This is a genomic window from Dactylosporangium sp. NPDC006015 (genome assembly GCF_040614215.1).
GTDB lineage: Bacteria > Actinomycetota > Actinomycetes > Mycobacteriales > Micromonosporaceae > Dactylosporangium > Dactylosporangium maewongense.
On the sequence record NZ_JBEXUD010000035.1, the window covers coordinates 1 to 16,946 of the forward strand.

Genomic DNA, 16,946 nt, shown 5'->3' on the forward strand with positions numbered 1-16,946 from the left:
CGCGCGCGTTGGCGGCGGCCTGGTGGGGGTTGTTGTGGTGGCGCCTGCAGACCCTCGCCTCGCGCTCGCGCCGCATCTTGGCGTGGGGGGGGGGGGGGGGGGGGGGCGCCCCCCCCCCCCCGACGCCATGCCGTCAGAGGGACGTCATGCGAAGGCCTCGACCGACCAAAGCGAGTAGCCATACGACGTGCCCCGGGCGGTGCCGTAGATCCGCAGGTAGCGGCCCGATCTCTCCACCGTGAGGTCGTCCACGCCGCCGTCCCCTTCACCCGTCGAGTAGACCGTGTCCCAGTTGGTCCCGTCGTTGGACAACTGGACCTCGTAGCCCCGCGCGTACGCGAACTCCCAGGTCAGCCGCACCCGGGAGATCGACTTCGTCGAGCCGAGGTCGACCTGCAGCCACTGCGGGTCGCTGTACAGGCTCGACCACCGGGTGCCGGGGTCGCCGTCCACGGCGTACATCGCCGCCAGGGCCGGGATCTCCACGCTGGACGCGGTCGCGGGCTTCCCGTAGGCCAGGTCGAGCGGGTGCTTGGCGACCTGCTCGGCCGTCTGGATGGCGCCGAGCATGTAGTCCACCGCGGCGATACCCTCGGTGAATCCCGGCACGGTGGCGATCCGGACAGTGGCTTCCTCGAGGCGCTGCCGCAGCAGCTCGGACCGGGTGCCCTGCAGCTCGTTGAAGCACCCTCCGATCGGATCCTTCGTGGTGTAGTTCGTGCAGGGAACGAACGTCGGCTTCTGGCCGGCGGTCGCGGTCGGCTCCGGCTTGCCTGCCTCCGGGGCCTTCACCACGCACTTGCCGTCGCCCGTCACGGACGAGCAGTAGTTGTCGCGAGCGGTCGCGAACGGCGCCAGCACCCGCTGCTCGCCGTGGTCCGAGGGCACCCGCTCCGTCCCCAGCAGGTAGAGCCCGACTCTCTCGTCCTGCCGCATCGACTTCGCGAAGCCGAGCTTCGTGTATGCCTCGAGCAGCATGACGGTCTGGGTGAGCTTCGTGTTGAGGTCGTTGAGCGTCGTACCGGGTGTGAGCAGCTCTCGCGTCACGTCTGCGTAGTACTGCCCGGCTGCGCCGTACAGCCAGTCACGCACCTTCCGCACCGCTTCGGCATTGTCGGAGCGGGTGGCGGACTGCTGGAACGTCGCCTTGTACGTCGACACCCAGTTCGCCCGCATCGCGTCGTCGGGTTTGGTCAGCCACGACTTGCGGGTGTCCCGCGGCGGGTAGACCTGCGCCATTTTCCCGTACGGGATCACCTTCGTCCAGGTGCGCGCGACGACCGGCTGGCCGTTCCACACCTGCTGCACCCGGAACTGCACCTCCAGGTCGGCGTAGAGCGCGTAGGGCTTGTCGGTTTGCTCCGGCGGCTCGGTCATGTTGACCCACGCGGCCTGGTAGCAGGTCTGCACCGGGGTCTCAGCCCGTCCGCGGTTGGCGACCCACAACTCGTTCAGGTCCAGGCTGACCACGTTGCTCGGGCGGGAGGCGGTCATGCCGGACCCGGCGCAGACGGAGATGCCGCCCGGCTCTTCGGCCGGCTTCGGCACCTGCTGGCTGGGCAGTCCGGCGATGTTGACGTCCGTGGCCTGGTTCAGCGCGGCGAGCTCCTTCTTCTGAAACTCGGTGGCCATCGCGGACGCGGTGGTGCGGTAGGTCTCCAGCAACTTCGTGTAGACCGGGTTCAGCCGCGGGCCTCCTGCCGGCTGTGGCAGGCTGAACTGCCGCACCGCGTACTGGATGGCCTCGCCCGCGTTGGTGACGTCAGCCGTCACGCCGTTGACCGTCGACGCCTGCGCCGGGTTCTGCGCGAGCAGCGTCTTGTAACCCTCGGCGGCCAGCAGCCAGAACTCCACCGATGGCGTGTCGCTGACTCTGCTCGTCTGCGGCAGACCGAGATTCGCGTAGGCGTACTGGTTCAGCCATGCGATGGAACCGTACTGCCCGTAGTCGCGCAGCGCGTTCTCCGGAGCTTGCACGCCGAGTGGCGCGGCCTGCGGGTGAACTGTGCTCTTGTTCGACGCGGCACCCTGCAGGGACGTCGCCGCGTCGAAGTAGTAGGTGGACGACATCTCCCGGCCGGCTCTGAACCGGTAGTCCAGCGAGTTGTTCATCGTCGTGATGACGGCGTCCTTCCCGGCCTGCTGGTCGGCCGTGAGGAGTGCATGACCCCAGTAGTCCACCTGCTCCGTCAGCTTGGCGAGGTTGGCCGTGATCGTCTGGAGCTGGGCCTGGGTCGCCTGGTGCAGCTTCACCACCACGTCGAACTGGTCGTACAGCGCGTCGTAGAGATTCCCCAGAGCCGTCTCGATGCGGTTGAACCGCTCGTTCATCTCGTTTTTGAGGTCCTTGACCTGCTCCTTCAGTGCCGTCATCTGCTCGAGGATCTGCTGCTCCGGTGACGGCCCGGACGCGAACAGCGGCAACAGCGACTGGACGGCGCCGAGCACGTTGGCGGCCAGCCCGATGCCGGTCATCGAGAACAGCGCGCCGCTCAGACCCTTGGCCGCGATCGTGGGCAGGAAGTTGTTGACCGCCGTGGCGATCTGGACGGCCGCGTTGCCGGCGACCGACACGAACTTGCCCGCATCCTTGTTAGCGAAGCCGACCAGGATCGACAGCAGCTTCACCGCGCCCGCCGCCTGGTCGATCCACACCTGCCGGGCCGCCGCGTTGGCCTTCGCCACCTCATAGTCGGACGGGCTCGGGTTGGCGCCCTGCACGGGGAACTTGGTGTTCAACCGATCGAGCTCCGCGTTGGTCGCGCCGACCTGCGCGTTGATCTCCTTGAGCAGCTTGGTCAGTTGCCGGTTGCCCTCCGCGAGGTAGAGATCGGAGTTGACCTGGAGATCCTTCAGCGCCTGTACGTCGACGAACGTACCGATCAGCGGGTCGGCCTCGAGCGCCTCCACGGTGGCGTCGGCCGAGACGCCGTACAGGGCGCCGATGTAGCCGTTCCACGCGGCGCGGAACTCCGGGTCGTTGGCGCCGTAGGTGGCCACCGCGGTCCACTGGTTGTCCATGACCTGGAAGACCTGGGTGAGGTATGCGCTCTCGAACTGCGACGCATAGATCTCGTCGACCATCGTCCCGTACTTGGTCAGCTGCTTGCCGAGCGTCTCCTGCATCATCTGCTGCAGGATGGGGGCGGCGATCGAGCCGGCCGGATTCTTCGCGGTCAGCTCGAGAAGCTTGGTCGCCAACAGGTACATCGGGCGTTCCAGGTCGTTGGCGACCAGGTGGCTCTTGTAGTACTCGTTCATCTTGACGCCGTGTTCGAGCACCTGCCTCGCCGTGGCGTTCGGGTTCAGCTGCTTGTAGCCGACCATCTCCGCGCTGACGTACATGTTGCGCAGGCCCTCATGACCGCTCGTCCGGCTGCGCATGTACGCCGAGAACAGGCCCCGGCGGCGCTGTTCCGGGTCGGTCGAGACGGGCGCCGCGTGCGCCGTCGTCGGCAGCACCACCACGCTGCCCGTGCTGACGGCCAGTGCCACCAGCGCAGACGCCAGCAGCCGACCCCATCGGCCGGCGAAGGGACCTGGACGGGCCCTTCGATATCCTATTTTGACCACTTGTTCTCCTTCGTTGTACTTTCCGTGGCGCGGCCGCGGATCATGACCACGGCGCGCGGCCACCGGACAATGCACTCGGATTGGTCGTGCCGGCGGAGCGTAGGTGGGGACACTCAACGTCCGCGTGCAATTCACATGCACAAATGCACAGCGGACCTCGCCCACCGTCGTCGCGTCAGGGGCCGTTCGTCTTACAGGCTCACGTGGGCCGGCCGGCGCCATCCGCGGGCATGGCACGCGAGGCGGGCATGGGCCATGGGCGTGCGCGTGCGGCCGCGGATGCGGCGCCGGCCTGCGCGGCGAAGGTTTGTGCAAGGTGCATGGCAGGCCTGGTCGACACCCTGAGCCACGACTCGACCGGCCGAACCGTTCGGCCGGCGTGGCGAAAGGAAACGGCTTTGAACCGATCGACCATCCGCCGGGCGGCGATCACCGCCCTGGTGCTCACCTGCGCCGGCCTTGGGGTGCCCGCGCCTCCGGCGAACGCCTTCGCGATCTACGTCGTCACGAACGTCAACGACACCGGGGCCGGGTCGCTGCGGGACGCCATCGACATGGCCAACGGCAGCCCCGGGCTCGACTCGATCACGTTCGCCCTGCCCGGCGCCGGGCCGCGGGTGATCGTCCCGCAGAGCGACCTGCCGGCGATCACCGATCCGCTGATCATCGCCGGCTACACCGAACCGGGCGCGTCCCCGGCGACCGCGACCACCCCGGCCACGCTCACCGTGGTCATCAACGGAACGTTCATGACCACCGGCCTGACCATCGACGCCGACAACAGCGCCGTGTCCGGGCTCGTCATCAACAGCGTCGCCGGGGCCGGCGGCGACTGCGGCGGCGCCGGCATCTGCGTGCGCGGCGATCACAACCTCATCCGCGGCAACTACATCGGCACGGGCAACGCCGGCGCGGTCGCCCTGCAGAACAACGACTCCGGCGTGATCGTCCTCGGCGCCGACAACCAGATCGGCGGTGAGCACCCGGCCGACCGCAACCTCATCTCCGGCAACCGGCTGTACGGCGTCGAACTGCAGGGCACCGGCACCAAGGTGCTCGGCAACCGCATCGGCAGCGACGCGACCGGCACGAACGCGCTCGGCAACGGCAGTGGCGGCATCCTGGTGAACGGTGCCGGCAACCAGATCGGCAGCGACGAGGCCGGCGGCGGCAACGTCATCTCCGGCAACCCCGGCATCGGCCTCGACATCGACAACGGCGCCGACTTCACGATCGTCCACGGCAACCTGATCGGCGTCAACGCGACCGCCACCGGGGCCCTCGCCAACGACAGCGGCATCGAGGTGAGCAGCAACTCCAATGAGATCGGTGGCTTCCTCACCGGCACCGCCAACGTCGTGTCCGGCAACACCGGCGTGGGTCTCGAGGTGGACGGGATCGCCGGGTCCAACCAGATCGTCGGCAACCTCATCGGCGTCGCGCCCGGACCGATGGGCCCGGTGGACATCGGCAACGGCGGCGACGGCGTCTGGCTGCGCAGCAGCACCGTCAACTCCCTGGGCACCGACGACGCGGGCGGCGGCAACACCATCTCCGGCAACGACGGCGACGGCGTCCGGGTCGACGGCAACGACCAGGACATCAAGGGCAACCGCATCGGCACGGCGATCGGTGCCGCCGGAACGCTGGTGCCGCTGCCCAACACCGGCAACGGCATCACGGTCAGCGCCGACCGGACGATCATCGGCGGTGACGACACGGGATCGGCGAACGTGATCGGCACCAACCGCGCCAACGGCATCGAGCTCGACGCCGCCACCGACGAGACCGTGATCCGGGGCAACGCGATCGGCACCGACCCCACCGGCGCGATCACCCTGTCCAACACCCTCAACGGCATCCTGATCACGGACGCCGACACCAACCACATCGGCTCGGTCGACCCGCTCGTCCCGCCGAACCGGATTGCCTTCAACGGCCTCGCCGGGATCGCGCTGAGCGCCGGCGCGGTCGGCAACGACATCCTCGGCAACCTCGACTACGGCAACGTCGGCCTCGGCATCAACCTCGACCTGGCGCTGGCGCCGCCCGCGGTCGTGCCCAACGACTTCCAGGACCCGGACGCAGGCGCCAACAACCTGCAGAACTACCCGATCATCACGGCCGCCACCTTCGCCGCGGCTGTCACCACCATCAACTGGCGCCTGAACAGCACCCCGTTGACCATGTTCCGGGTCGAGTTCTTCGCCGCCGCGGCCTGCGGCGTGGGCGGCGTGAGCCCGGCGGAGACCTTCCTCGGCGCCGTCACGGTCGTCACCAACGCCAACGGCAACGTCGTCGCGGCGACCGTACCGCCCGTCGCCACCCCGGCCGGCACCGTGGTCATGGCCACCGCGACCGAGATGCCGGCCGCGGCCACCTACGCCTCGACGTCGGAGATCGGCGCCTGCGTCGTCGTCGTGTAATCCCTGAGGGCCGCCCGGACGTCAACCGGGCGGCCCCAGCGCCAAGCGCAGGTCAGCAGCGGCGTTTCGCCTCCGCCTCGAAGTCCGCCGAGGACATGACCGTCTCGGACACGTTGTCCTCGCCGACCGTGAGGATCTGGCCGTCGGTGAGCGCCGTCACCTCCGAGCCGGTGAAGGTGACTCTCACCGACGGCATCGGTCCGCCGTGCGCCCGCAGGGAATACTCCGTGTCCGGGCTCAGGGCGATCGGGCCGCTCCGGTCGTCGCGCCAGCCCGCCGGCACGGTGCCGAACTGGACTGTGTACGACGAGCGGTTGTCGGACTGGTTCGTGATGTGCCACAGGTCGTCGCTGAAGTCACCCTGGGTCCGTGCCGCTGTCGGTAGAGCTGTCGGCGTGGTGTCGTCATGGAGCACGATGAACTGCGTCCGCTGCCCGGAGCAGAAGCGGACCTCCAGCGACGGCGTGCCGCCGGCGTTGGAGACACCGATGAGCATCTTCGTCGACGGCGCGTGGTGGACCGCATCGTCGCAGGCCGTCAGCCAGGCCAGGCCGGCCGTCACGAGGACGGCCAGCCCGGCGAGCCGATGACGGGGCAGGGTGCGCATGGTCATGAGTATCCATGGGGCCGACTGCCCGTCCCCGGGCGGCTTCGACGGCTGGGTCACGTTCTAGCCCAGGTCCTTGAGCAGGTAGAACGCGGTGTCGCTGCGGTACTCGGCGAGGGCGGCCCGCAGCGCCGCCCGGTAGGCGTCCCGCTCGTCCTCGGTGCGCTGCGGCGCTCGGTACAACGGGAACAACGCCTGCAGGGCCATGTCCCTCCCGTCGTGGCCCACCTCGGGCGCGAGGGCCATCAGCTGCGTCCACGCGCCGGGCACGCGGCCGGCGCAGCGCGTGATCGGGTGGCTGAAGTCGTCGTAGTGGAACCGTCCGGGCTGCGCGCCGACCCGCACGAGCGCCTCCAGGGCTTCGGGCGTGACGCTGTCCATCCGCTCGAGGTGCCACGCGGCCTGCACGGCCCGGCCGTCGTCGGCCCCGTGCAGGTCGGCGAGCACCGCCGCGAGGATCTCGGGATCGGGCCGCAGCCCGGCGCAGACCACGCACCCGCACCGCTTCCGCGCGGCGCCGACGCGGCCGGTCTCCTCCTCGGTCAGCTCGTCGAGCGGCAGCAGGAGGTTGTCGCCCCGCAGCCCGTCGTCCTCCACGAGCCACAGCCGGTCGCGCAGGACCACGAACCGCTCGTCGCCCGCCGTCGCTTCGGGCCGCGGCCCGGTGATGGTGGCCCCGTGCCGCCTGGCGACGTACCCGACCCGCTCCCAGTCGACGGCGACGGCGACGGCGCACCAGTGCGCCCAGGCGAGCATCGAGCGCAGGCAGCTGCCGGCGGGGCTGGGAAACCACCAGTACATCCGCCGGTCCCCGGCCCGATGCGGCTCAGCGGCCGGTTCGAGCCCGTCGAGGTAGTGGTCCAGCTCGTCGTAGGCCTTGCCGCCGAGCACATGGAACCACTGCGCGAACGTCCGCATCTCCTCCCACACCGCCACGCGCGCCGTGTCGACGTCACCGTCGCCGTCAATGCTGATCGAGAACCCGATGCCACCCATGCGCGCGGACGCTACCAACCGCGCGCCACCCGCCCGGCCCACTGGATCTGGGCACCGGCCCTGGCGCAGCCGCTGCGAGGCTGACGGGTCAGCGGGATGCTGATGGCGCGGGCGAGCCGGGCTTCGGTGTCGTGACGGTGCCGGTGAGCTTCGCCTCGCACCGCGGGCTCAGCGAGTGCCGCTGGGCGACGATCGAGCCGTCGACCCACAGGATGCACTGCAGCTGCGGGATCTGCGTGCCGATCACGGCGTCGCCGTCCGGGGCGGCGTTGCCGCCGAGGACCACGGTCGTGACGTCCGGATACACGATGGCGACCTGCGTCGTCCAGGTCGACTGCGGGGTGTCGAACGACGCCGACGCGCCACGCTCGTCGGTGTAGGCGCCGACGATCTTCAATCCGGGACCGCCGGAGTGGAACAGCTCGTAGGTCACCGTGTGGGTCACCTTCGCAGCCGGAGGCGAGTCTTCCGACGGTGTGTTGCAGCCGCTCAGTGCACCCGCCGCCACCAGCAGAGCAGCGACCGGCGTTGCGACCCGTAGCATGCGTGAACTCCCCGTGGTAGCCGACGGTTGGCAGCTTAGCCTCGATGCCTCCTGACGGGGAAGGAGCACACCGAGCTCGACCCCGCGCTCATCGTCGACGTGCCGCGGGGCCGGCGTTCAACCGGTTTGCAGGGCGTCTCGGACCTGTGGGTTCGGCGGTGAGGTGATCGCCGGTGGTCGTCCGCGTACCGCGTCCCAGGCGGCCTTGCCGCTGGCGAAGTAGTCGCGCACGGCCTTGCTGGCCAGCAGGCCGGCGGAGCAGCCGCCGCAGCGGGCGTTCACGCCGTCGGTGTCGATGCCGACCTGCCGGCACAGTGTCACCGCGCGGGACAGGTGGTAGGCCTGGGTGACGACCAGGGCCCGGGTGATGCCGTAGACGTCCCGCGCCCGTACGCACGTGTCGTAGGTGTCCAGGCCGTGCGGGTCGGCCACGATGCGGCGCGGAACGATGCCGAGGCCGGTCAGGTATGCGGTCATCACGGCCGGTTCGTCGCCGGACTCGCCGCCGCCGTCGCCGGATACCAGGATCACCCGGGCGCGGCCGCTGTCCACGAGTGCGGCGGCGGTGTCCAGCCGGCCGGCCAGGCGTGGCGCGGGCGTGCGTTTGTCCGCCGCCACTTCGCCGCCGAGCACGATGACGACGTCGGCGGCCGGCGCATCCGCCTCGTCGTGCACGTGGCCGCGCGCGGCGATCTGTGTCCACAGCCATGGCGCGCTGGTGAGCAGCAGCGCGGCGGCCGCGCCGAGCACCACCCGCCGGCGCCACCGGCGAACCGGTTTCGCCTTCTCCTGTGCGTCCGTCATGCGACGCACACTATTCGCCGGGCGCCAACTCATCGTGCCTCCGGCAGCCCGGGCGCCGATCGGATCACGCCAGCGCCAGGGCCAGGGCAAGGGCACCGACGAGCGGGGCGTCGTCGACGAAGGTGGCGGTCGTCAGCTGTGGCGGGAAGGGCACCGAGCGCTGGAGGGCTGTCGCCACCCGCGGGAGGATGTGCTGGGCGGCACCCATCAAGCCGCCGCCGATGACGACGCGTTGCGGGTCGAGGGTGATGCAGAGGTTGGCGATCGTCCGGGACAGGGTGTCCAGTGCCTCGTCCAGCAGTTCGCCGACGCCGGGTTCGGCGTGCAGTTCGAACAGTTCGGCGGCGGTCACCTCCCGGCCGAGCAGGGCTGAGCCACGGCGGGCCAGGGCGCTGCCGGAGACCGCCTCCTCCAGCGGGGCGTGGCCGTCGGCGAAGGCCGGGGCGGCGGCGGAGTCGCGCAGGTAGCCGATCTCGCCCGCGGCGCCGTGGGCACCGGGCAGGACCCGGCCGCCGGCCACCAGCGCGGCGGCCAGACCGGTGCCCAGGTTGACGTAGAGGCCGATGTCGACGCCGCGGAGGGCTCCCCAGCGCAGCTCGGCGGCGGCACCGGCGTTGACGTCGTTGTCGATCGCGACGGGGGTGTCACCGAACTCGGTCCGCAGGAGCCGGGGCAGTGCCATGCCGTCCCATCCGGGCACGTTCGGGGCCAGGCGGATCACGTCGTCGCGGACCACGCCGAAGGTCGAGACCCCCACCGCTGCCGGGGTGCTGAGCAGGTCCCGCGCGGCCGTCAGGGTGCGCTCGACGACCTGCAGCGCCCCCCTGGAGCCCTGGGTGGGCAGGCGCATCATGGTGTGCGGGCGGCCGTCGGGCGCGTCGACGGCCGCCGTTCCCAGCGCGACCTTGGTGCCGCCGAAGTCGATCGCCAGTACGTGCCGCGTCACCTGGGCTGCCCCCGCCGGGCGAGCGAGTCGATCGCCACGGCTACGGCGAGCACCGCGGCGGTGACCATGTACCGCACCGAGGAGTCGACGCTGAGCAGCAGCATGCCGTTGGTGATCGACTGGATCACCAGGATCCCCAGCAGCGCGGCGTAGGCCCGGCCCCGGCCGCCGAACAGCGACGTGCCGCCGATGACCGCCGCGGCGATCGCCATGAGCAGGGTGTCGCTGCCGCCGGAGCTCTGGTTGACCGCGGCGAGCCGGCTGGCCGCGAGAATCCCGCCGAACGCGGCCAGGGCGGACCCGGCGACGAACGCGAGGACACGGATCCGGGTGATGTTGATACCGGCCCGGCGCGCCGCCTCGGCGTTGCCGCCGACCGCGTACATGTGACGGCCGAAGACGGTGTGCCGCAGCATCAGGTCGAGGCACACGACCAGGGTGCCGAAGATGACGAGCAGCAGCGGCACCCCGCGGTCAGCGGTCAGCACCAGCACCACCACCGCGAGGACGCCGGCCAGGCCGGCCAGCCGCAGGGTCAGCCACAGGCCGGAGGTGACCGGCAGGTCGGCCTCGCGGCGCAGCCGCCGGTTGACCAGTGCGCCGGCGCACCAACCGGCGACGATGAGCGCGGCCACCAGCCAGCCGGCCCACGGGGGCAGCCAGGTGTCGCTCAGCCGCGCGAGAAGCCCGTCGAACGGCAGGTTGATCGTCCCGCCGCGGCCCAGCAGGTACAGCATCAGGCCCTGCCAGCCGATCAGCCCGGCGAGCGTGACGACGAACGAGGGCATCCGCAGCTTGGTGAACATCCAGCCGTGCAGCAGGCCGACCAGCACGGCGCAGCCGAGCGCCGCGGCGACCGCGACCAGCGGGTGCCAGCCGTGGCGCACGGACAGGATCGTCATGACGACCGCGCACAGGCCGCTGACCGAGCCGGCCGACAGGTCGATCTCGCCGAGCAGGATCACCATGATGATGCCGAGTGAGATGGTGCCGGTGGCCGCCATCTGCAGGGCCAGGTTGGTGAGGTTCTCCGCCGACAGGAAGTGCTCGTTGAGGGACCCGAACACCACCGCGATCAGGATCAGGCCGCCGACGACCGGCCATGCGCCGAGGTCGGTACGCGTCGCCGCGCGCAACGGTTGCAGCGGCTTGACGAGTGTCGTGGTCATACGGTGCCTCCGGTGATGGCGGCGACGACGGCCTCCGGGGTGGACTCCGCGGTGCTGAACTCGCCCGCGTTGCGGCCCAGCCGGAGCACCACGATCCGGTCGCTCACCGCCCGGACGTCGGCCAGGTTGTGGGAGATGACGAGCACCGCCAGCCCCCGGTCGCGCAGGCGGCGGATCAGGTCGAGCACCTGCGCGGTCTGTTCGACGCCGAGCGCGGCGGTCGGCTCGTCGAGGATCACGACCCGCGGCTCGCCGATGAGCGCCCGGGCGATGGCGACGGACTGCCGCTGGCCGCCGGAGAGCATCGCGACGGGCACCCGGATGTCACGGATCCGGACGTCCAGCGAGGACAGCAGGTCCCGTGCCGAGCGCTCCATCCGGATGTGGTCGAGCACCGTCCAGCGACGGCGTTCGGCGCCGAGGAACAGGTTGCCGACGACGTCGAGGTTCTCGCAGAGCGCGAGGTCCTGGTGGACGGTCGACACGCCGAGCTGCTGCGCCTCGTGCGGGCTCGCGATCCGGACCGGGCGGCCGTCCTGCTCGATCGCCCCGTCGTCCGCGGTGACGACGCCGGAGAGGACCTTGACGAGGGTCGACTTGCCGGCGCCGTTGTCGCCCACCAGGGCGACCACCTCGCCGTCCGGCAGGTCCAGGCTCACCCCGTCGAGAGCCTGGACCGCACCGTAGCGTTTGCTGATGTTCGAGGCGGCGAGCACTACTGGATTCCCGCCTTGGTGCACGCCGGGACGACCGGTCCGGTGCAGATGTCGGACGCCTTGTAGAAGCCGTCCTTGACGATGGTGTCCTTGATCCGGTCCGCGGTGACCGCGATCGGGTCGAGCAGGAACGCGGGGATGTCCGCGGTGCCGTTGGCGACCTTCGTCGGCGCGGCCGGCTTCTCGCCCTTGGCGAGCGCGACGGCCAGTTCCGCGGACTTCTCCGCCTCCTGACGGATGTCGAGGTAGATGGTCATGTACTGCTCTCCGGTCAGGATCCGTTGCACCGCCGCGAGTTCCGCGTCCTGGCCGGTGATCGGCGGCAGGGTCGGGTAGCCGGCACGCTTCATCGCCGCGATCGCACCGCCGGCCATGCCGTCGTTGGCGGACAGCACGCCGACGATGGTGTCCCGGCCGAGCGCGGTGATGGCCTGTTCCATCTCCTGCTGGGCCTTGTCCGGGCTCCAGTCGGGCGTGTCGAACTCGCGGCCGATCTGGACCTTGCCGTCGAGGACCTTGTGCGCACCGGTCTTGTAGTCGGCCGAGCTGGGGTCGGTCGGGGCGCCGTTGAGCATGACGATCTTGCCCTTGTCGGCCGTCCCGGCCTTGGTCAGCGCGTCGAGCAGGGCCTGTCCCTGCATCTCGCCGACCCGGACGTTGTTGAAGGAGACGTAGTACTCGTAGCTGATCTCGGAGATCAGCCGGTCGTACGCGATGACCGGCACCTTCTTCTGCTTGGCCTGGTTCACCAGCGACGCGACCGCGCTGGCGTCGACGGCGTCGAGCACCAGCACGTCGGCGCCCTGGGCCAGGGCGGCCTCCACCTGCTGCTGTTGCTTGGCGGCGTCCTGGTCGGCGTTGGCGTAGAGCAGCTTGCAGTCGGCGCACAGCGCCTTCACCTTGGCCTCGAACAGGGGCCGGTCGAACGCCTCGTACCGGGTCGTCTTGGACTCCGGCAGGAACAACGCGATCGTCGGCGCGTCGTCGCCGGTCGGCTTGTCTTTGGCGTTGCCGCCACACCCGCTGACAACGGCGGCCGCGACGACGACTGCGACGAACCATCTGGCTCTCACGGAGGGACACCTTTCCTGAGAAGGGTTCTGCAAGCATGCTGAGCCACCTGGCGGACCTTGGCAAGGTCCTTTACGAATTTGATAAATGACCTTTCTTAACTGGTATGGCACGCTGGTCAGGTGCAGACCACCGGCACCGCGAGCACGACCAGCGTGCTGCGGGTGATGAACGAGCGCGCCGTCTTCGCCGAGATCTTCCGGCTGGGCAGGGTGTCGCGCCCCGAGCTGGCCCAGCACACCGGGCTGTCCAAACCCACCGTGGCCGTGGCGCTCACCAACCTCGAACGCGCCGGGCTGCTGCGCCAGGTCGGGATGCGCGCGGGCGCGGCCGGACGCTCCGCGGTGCTGTACGAGGTGCGCCCCGAAGCTGGCTGGGTGTTCGCGGTCGACGTCGGCCGCTCGTACGTCCGCGTCGGCCTGGCCAACCTGGTCGGCACGGTCGTCGCGCGCAAGGACGAGTCGTCGCGGGGGACCCGCGCCCGCGACCTCGTCGCGCAGCTCACCCGCCTCGCCGAGGAGATGGTCGCCACGGCCGGCATCACGCGCGACGACATCACGCTCGCCGTCTTCGGTACCCCCGGCATCCACGACAAGGCGACCGGCGCCCTGCATCTGGCACCGAACCTGCCCGGCTGGGACCGGCGCGGGAGCGTCGAGCGGCTGGCGGGCATCGCCGGCTCGACGTATGTGGTGGAGAACGACGTCGACCTGGCGGCCGTCGGTGAGGCGAGCTACGGGCTCGGCCGCGGTGTCCAGCATTTCGTCTACGTCTCCATCGGCACCGGCACCGGCATGGGCATCATGATCGACGGCAAGCTGTACCGCGGGTTCCGCGGCGCGGCCGGCGAGATCGGCTACCTGCCGGTCGGTGAGGGCGACCCCCTGCTGGACGCGCCCGCCGCGCGGCGCCGCGGCATGTTCGAGTCGGTGGCCTCGGCCGACGGTGTGGTCGCGTTGGCGCAGCGGATGGGCCTGCACGACGCGGCGAACGCGAAGGACGTCTTCGACGCCGCCCGTGCCGGCGACGAGACCGCGCGGCTGGTCGTGTCCAGAGTGGTGGACCATGTCAGCCACGCGCTCGCCGGGATCACGGCGGTGCTCGATCCGGAGCTCGTCGTCCTCGGCGGCGGCGTCGGCAGCCAGCCCGGCGACCTGCTCACCGGCCCGGTCGCCGAGCGGCTCCGCAACCTCGTCGCGCTGCATCCGCCCCGCATCGAGGTCTCCACGCTCGGCACGGACGCCGTCCTGCTCGGCGCGCTCGCCGTCGGCCTGGCCGAGGCACGCGACCTGGTCCTCGACCGGACGGCACCCGCCCGCTGACACCGGCGACGCCGGGGCGGCGGGCCTGCGACCCACCGCCCCCGCGCTCCGGATCAAGGCACCGGCACCGAGACGGTCGGGACGTTGTAGCCGCGCACCCGCAGATGGGCGGGCAACCCGCCCAGATCAGCGGTGGCGTAGACCGCCGTGATCCGGGTCGACTCGCCGGGGAAGAGCGAGACGTAGTTGTCGGTGTAGGTGACCGGCACGACCTCGTTGCCGCCGCTGCCGGCGGTCACCTCCGGTCGTACGAAGAACGCGACGTTGGTCGGGCTCGTGTTGGTCAACGTGATCGTGACCGTCTCCTGCCCGCCGGCGACCGATCGGGACACGCCCGTGGTGACGCCGGTGTTGGCGGCGAGGCTGTTCAGCCCGGTGAGGTTGGCGTAGGTCTTGATGCTGGTGGAGTACCAGTTCTTCTTGTTGCCCAGCGCGTCGGCCGTGGTGGAGTACCAGTAGAGGTTGTTGCTGACGGTCGTGCCGCTGGAGTCCTTCAGCTGGAGGCGGACGAAGTAGGTCGACGTCAGTCCGGTGATCGCCGGCAGCGTCAGGATCGGCGCGGAGGCGTTCGCGGGCGCGCCGACCGCGACGCTGGTGGTGTACTTCTGGGTCAGGTCCGGGACGTTGTACACCGTGGCGGTGGCGGTCAGCCCGGTCCGGCCGGTGAGGGTGGAGTTCACGACGTATGCGTTGCGGGTGAAGTAGTCGTAGGCGATGTGGACCGGCTCGGTGGCCTTCCTGGTGCCGTAGAACGATCCGCCCGGCTTGAAGTAGTAGTCGTAGAGGTTCCAGTGCAGCGCCGGCCAGGCGTTGTTCTGCATCCACCAGATGCTGCCGAACGACTGGGTGTGCTGCCGGGCGCTCCACGCCTCGAAGAACGAGCGGGTGTTCTCGTAGTTCATCACCTCGGACTTCTTCGAGTAGTCCGCGGCGCTGGTCGTGGTGCCGTAGCGCCGGTTGAGGGCAGTGGTGTAGACGTCGGTGTTGTCGAAGACGCTGCCGCCCCGGCCGACGTGGTAGTTCCAGGCCGGGTTGCCGACCGGCCAGGTCTGTGCCGGGGTGAGGAACCGCGAGAGGCTCTCCAGCGGCGGCGGCGCCTCGGTGCCCTCCTCACCGGTGGTCCCGAACGCCGAGCCCTGGCGGGTGAGGTCCCACCACAGCACCGGCGGCTCCCATTTGTAGGGGCCGTCCATCTTCATGCCCGCGTTCGCGTTGGACCAGGTCGCGACGTTGTCCACGGTCGGGTTCTGCCAGTGCAGGCCGGCGGCGATGTTCTTGTACGCGGTCAGATGCGCCGCCGTCGGCGGCTGGTCGCTGCCGTAGTTCCACATGAACGTGCTGGCGTGCGCGCGCAGGGCCCGCATCTGGGTGTTGAGCGATGCCTGGGCGACGGTGGTCTGCTCCGCCGTCCAGCCGCTGTCGTTCTCCCAGGCGCTGCAGCAGACGAATCCCGGCATGACCATGATGCCGGCCGCGTCGGCGAGGTCGTAGAGCTCCTGGTTGCCGAGCGTCCCTTCGAGGCGGATCGTGTTGAGGCCCATGCCCTTCACGTAGTCGACGTGCGCCTTGTTCGTCTTGGTGTCCCACCGTTGCAGCAGGTCCCAGACGTACCCGCCGCCGCGGAACAGGATCGGCTGGCCGTTGACCTTGTACCCGACGAAGGAGGTGCCCTGCACCGTCGTGCGGTAGTCGGTGAACTGCCGGACGCCGAAGTTGACCGTCTTGCTGTCGGACGCCGCACCGGAAACGCTTGCCGCCGTCGTGACCTGGTAAAGCTCGGGGCTGCCGAATTGGTACGGCCACCACAGCACGGGGTTGACGACGTGCAGCTGCGGGTAGCCGGCGGGATCGAAGACGAGCTCGCGGCGCTCGCCCGCCGCCAGTGTCACGGTCTGGCCGGCCGTGATCGTCGGCTGGCCCGGCTTGCTGATGGTGGCGGTGACGGTCGTGGTGACCGGCGCCGCCGTCGCGTTGATCGCGTCGGCGTAGACGGTGAGGTCGGCCGCATTGGTGGCGGGCAGTGGCAGGACGGTCTTGACGTACGGGTCACGGACGGCGACCGGACCCGTCGTGTCGACGGACGTGCGGCCCCAGATGCCGGCGTTCATGTCGGGCGCCTCAGGGTTCCAGTCGACGGTGCACACCGACAGGTCGGCGCAGGCGTGCCGCGGCGGGGTCACCCGGATCGCGATGGCGTTCAACGCGCCGGGCACGATGGCGCCGGTGACGTTGTACTCGTGCGAGACGAACGTGCCGACGGCGTTCGCGTCGAGCTGCGTGCCGTTGAGCCAGACCTGGGCGCGGTAGCTCAGGCCCTGCAGCCGCAGCCAGTAGACCTGCCCGGGGCTCGCGGCCGCGGCGGTGAACTGGCCGCGGTACCACCAGTCCTGGCCGGTCAGGTCCGGCACGGACTGCAGGTTCGTGCCGGCGTAGATGTCGGTGTAGACGTTGTTCGCCACCAGCCCGGCCAGCACGGTCGAGGGCAGGGTGACCGGGCTCCAGCCGGCGGCCGGGTAGCCGACCTGGGAGATCGTGGCGCCGGTGTCGGCCAGGCCGGTGGCGGAGCGCAGGGCCCAGCCCGAGGTCAGCTCGGTGGAGCCCACGGTGGCGGCCGAGGCGCCGCCGGGGCCGAGCGCACCGATGGTCAGGACCGAGGTCACGGTGAGCATGAGCGCGACCAATGCCCGCCGATACATCATCCGATTTCGTGACATTTTGCACCTCCGACGGGTGTGCGGGGCCGCGCGCCCGGTGGCGTTGCGGCTCCGCCGG

Annotated in this window: 12 protein-coding genes; 2 read left to right on the forward strand and 10 right to left on the reverse strand. The window is 70.3% G+C overall.

The window, feature by feature from the left end; translation table 11 throughout:
- Positions 1-144 precede the first annotated feature (144 nt).
- The gene (locus ABZ321_RS41335) at positions 145-3,636 is read right to left on the reverse strand and encodes a discoidin domain-containing protein (RefSeq protein ID WP_354901152.1); all 3,492 of its coding nucleotides are present in this window, start codon (positions 3,634-3,636) and stop codon (positions 145-147) included.
- Between the two features lie 335 nt (positions 3,637-3,971).
- Here ABZ321_RS41335 and ABZ321_RS41340 point away from each other — a divergent pair, with 335 nt between their 5' ends.
- Positions 3,972-5,999 (forward strand): right-handed parallel beta-helix repeat-containing protein, encoded by a 2,028-nt coding sequence (locus ABZ321_RS41340; RefSeq protein ID WP_354901154.1) that lies wholly within the window; start codon positions 3,972-3,974, stop codon positions 5,997-5,999.
- Positions 6,000-6,051: 52 nt separating this feature from the next.
- Here the strand turns inward: ABZ321_RS41340 and ABZ321_RS41345 are convergent, their stop codons facing one another.
- From ABZ321_RS41345 to ABZ321_RS41380, 8 genes are all read right to left on the reverse strand, one after another.
- The gene (locus ABZ321_RS41345; RefSeq protein ID WP_354901156.1) at positions 6,052-6,612 is read right to left on the reverse strand and encodes a hypothetical protein; all 561 of its coding nucleotides are present in this window, start codon (positions 6,610-6,612) and stop codon (positions 6,052-6,054) included.
- Between the two features lie 57 nt (positions 6,613-6,669).
- A complete protein-coding gene (locus ABZ321_RS41350) occupies positions 6,670-7,602 on the reverse strand; it encodes a hypothetical protein (RefSeq protein ID WP_354901157.1) in 933 nt (310 codons plus the stop codon).
- A gap of 88 nt (positions 7,603-7,690) precedes the next feature.
- Positions 7,691-8,035: a hypothetical protein gene (locus ABZ321_RS41355; protein ID WP_354901159.1), complete on the reverse strand. Its 345-nt coding sequence runs from the start codon at positions 8,033-8,035 to the stop codon at positions 7,691-7,693.
- Positions 8,036-8,263: 228 nt separating this feature from the next.
- On the reverse strand, positions 8,264-8,950 hold the full coding sequence (locus ABZ321_RS41360) for an ElyC/SanA/YdcF family protein (protein ID WP_354901161.1): 687 nt from the start codon (positions 8,948-8,950) through the stop codon (positions 8,264-8,266).
- Positions 8,951-9,014: 64 nt separating this feature from the next.
- Entirely contained in the window at positions 9,015-9,896 is an 882-nt protein-coding gene (locus tag ABZ321_RS41365; protein WP_344508825.1) for an ROK family protein, read from the reverse strand.
- Entirely contained in the window at positions 9,893-11,065 is a 1,173-nt protein-coding gene (locus ABZ321_RS41370) for a sugar ABC transporter permease (protein ID WP_354901163.1), read from the reverse strand. The genes ABZ321_RS41365 and ABZ321_RS41370 overlap by 4 nt, the downstream gene beginning before the upstream one ends.
- Positions 11,062-11,781, reverse strand: coding sequence for an ATP-binding cassette domain-containing protein (locus ABZ321_RS41375; protein ID WP_344508821.1), 720 nt, complete (start codon positions 11,779-11,781; stop codon positions 11,062-11,064). Before ABZ321_RS41375 ends, ABZ321_RS41370 begins: the two co-directional genes overlap by 4 nt.
- Complete coding sequence (locus ABZ321_RS41380; protein WP_344508819.1) at positions 11,781-12,854, reverse strand: sugar ABC transporter substrate-binding protein; 1,074 nt, start codon at positions 12,852-12,854, stop codon at positions 11,781-11,783. Before ABZ321_RS41380 ends, ABZ321_RS41375 begins: the two co-directional genes overlap by 1 nt.
- A gap of 120 nt (positions 12,855-12,974) precedes the next feature.
- On the opposite strand from ABZ321_RS41380, the gene ABZ321_RS41385 reads away from it, so the two are divergent.
- Entirely contained in the window at positions 12,975-14,174 is a 1,200-nt protein-coding gene (locus ABZ321_RS41385; protein WP_344508817.1) for an ROK family transcriptional regulator, read from the forward strand.
- A gap of 53 nt (positions 14,175-14,227) precedes the next feature.
- Here ABZ321_RS41385 and ABZ321_RS41390 read toward each other — a convergent pair whose 3' ends face one another.
- On the reverse strand, positions 14,228-16,873 hold the full coding sequence (locus ABZ321_RS41390; protein WP_354901166.1) for a hypothetical protein: 2,646 nt from the start codon (positions 16,871-16,873) through the stop codon (positions 14,228-14,230).
- Between the last annotated feature and the right edge of the window lie 73 nt (positions 16,874-16,946).

What these genes read in the sequence shown, in the direction of transcription:
- ABZ321_RS41345 (WP_354901156.1), bottom strand. Translation starts at nt 6,612, where the DNA reads ATGACCATGCGCACCCTGCCCCGTCATCGGCTCGCCGGGCTGGCCGTC.
- ABZ321_RS41350 (WP_354901157.1), bottom strand. Translation starts at nt 7,602, where the DNA reads ATGGGTGGCATCGGGTTCTCGATCAGCATTGACGGCGACGGTGACGTC.
- ABZ321_RS41360 (WP_354901161.1), bottom strand. Translation starts at nt 8,950, where the DNA reads ATGACGGACGCACAGGAGAAGGCGAAACCGGTTCGCCGGTGGCGCCGG.
- ABZ321_RS41370 (WP_354901163.1), bottom strand. Translation starts at nt 11,065, where the DNA reads ATGACCACGACACTCGTCAAGCCGCTGCAACCGTTGCGCGCGGCGACG.
- ABZ321_RS41390 (WP_354901166.1), bottom strand. Translation starts at nt 16,873, where the DNA reads ATGATGTATCGGCGGGCATTGGTCGCGCTCATGCTCACCGTGACCTCG.